General features: G+C 41.1%; 1 protein-coding gene. It reads left to right on the plus strand.

Annotated elements, in window-relative coordinates:
* Positions 1-160 precede the first annotated feature (160 nt).
* Positions 161-1,830 (plus strand): AMP-binding protein (locus V7659_RS02920; RefSeq protein ID WP_335537986.1); only part of this gene is annotated, 1,670 nt, incomplete at its 3' end.

Raw genomic sequence — 1,830 nt, forward strand, 5'->3', positions numbered from 1 at the left:
ATATTTGTGTTAACCTTATTGATGTACATCAAATGACGGGCTACTATTTTAGAGTAATTTTCATATTCCACAAAAATAAAGCGCTTTCATTATTTTAGCGCTGAACCGACCAACTATTCGGTCCCAATGGTTCTAATATTTTCATTATAGGGGGATTCATATGGATGTAAGCGGAATTTTAAAGGTAGTTGCAGAAAGTAAACTAGTTTATCCAAGCGAAGAAAAACAATCTAACACCTCAATTGGAAGCGGTAAAGCTTTTCAAGAACTTCTTCAAAAATCGCAAAAAGATCCCGAAGCCTTTTGGAACGATGTGGCTAAAGAGCTATTTTGGTATGAGCCTTGGCAAAAAACAATAAGTGGAAATCTTCCAGACTTTCGTTTTTTTGAAGGGGGCATCAGCAACCCTTGTGTAAACTTACTCGACCGTCATGTGGAAAATGGTGCTGGAAATCGCACCGCACTGATTTGGGAGGGAGAGAACGGGGACACTAAGTTTTTTACATATAATATGCTGTTAGCAGAAGTAAATCGCTTTGCTAATGTCTTGCGGTCATTTGGTGTGAAAAAAGGGGATTGTGTGGCGATTTTCCTTCCGAATTTGGCTGAGGCAATTATTGCCGTGCTCGCTTGCTTTCGAATTGGGGCAATTTACAATACCGTATTTTCAGGATACTCCGAAAAGTCATTGAAGGACCGTCTTATTAGCTTTGAGCCAAAGATTATCGTGACGACTGATGCTACGATCAGACGTGGAAACAAAGTTTGCTTGAAGGAAAAAGTGGACAGGGTAATTCCTGACATTCCATCCATTGAAGCGGTGATCGTCGTTAATCGCCTAAATACAGAAATTAATATGACAGAAGGACGGGATTTCTGGTGGGAGGAACTAACCAGAAAGGCAAGCATCCTTTGTGAACCTGAGAAGCTAGAGGCCAATGAATATGGAATTGTCTTCTACACAAGCGGTACAACAGGAAAACCAAAGGGTGTCGTTCATTCAGGTATGGCCTTTGTGATCCAAAATTATATTTATAGCAAATATCATATGGATCACCATGATGATGATGTTTTCTGGTGTACGGCTGATATTGGATGGTTAACGATGCATATTTGGGGTATTGCAGGCGCACTCGCCAATGGAGTGACCACTGTCGTATATGAGGGAGCGATTGACTTTCCAACAAAGGACAGATTTTATCAGGTAATTGAGAAATACCGTGTGAATAAATTGTTTACCGCCCCAACAGCATTACGGATGTTAAAAAGTCTAGGTGAAAAAGTACTGAATCAATTTGATTTATCATGTCTGGATGTTGTTTCCTTAGTGGGTGAACCTTTTGACCCAGAATCATGGCAATGGACGTATGAAGTTTTAGGAAAGAAAAAAATATGTGTCAATAATACTTGGGGACAAACGGAAACAGCGGGCTGTCCAATTGCTGGCGCAGCATGGTTAACCCCAATGAAGCCAGGATCAGCCGGAATGCAATTTTTAGGTGCAGATATAGCTGTGGTGGATGAAGAGGGAAATCCAGTTAAACCGGGTACGTTAGGAAATTTAATCATTAGAAAACCATTCCCAATGCTTTGCCGCACGCTTTGGAAGGAACCGGAGCGTTATATTTCCTCTTATTTTAGTCAGGTAGAAGGAAGCTATTTTGCAAGTGATTTGGCTCTAATTGATGAGGATGGATATGTGTGGGTTGTTGGTCGTTCTGATGATGCCTTCAATGTTGCCGGGCATCGCTTAAGTACAATGGAAATTGAAAGTGCAGTTCTTGAATGTGAGGGAGTTGCTGAAGCGGCTGTAATTGGTGTCCCAGATGA

This window comes from Neobacillus drentensis (assembly GCF_036966985.1).
Lineage (GTDB): Bacteria > Bacillota > Bacilli > Bacillales > Cytobacillaceae > Neobacillus > Neobacillus drentensis_E.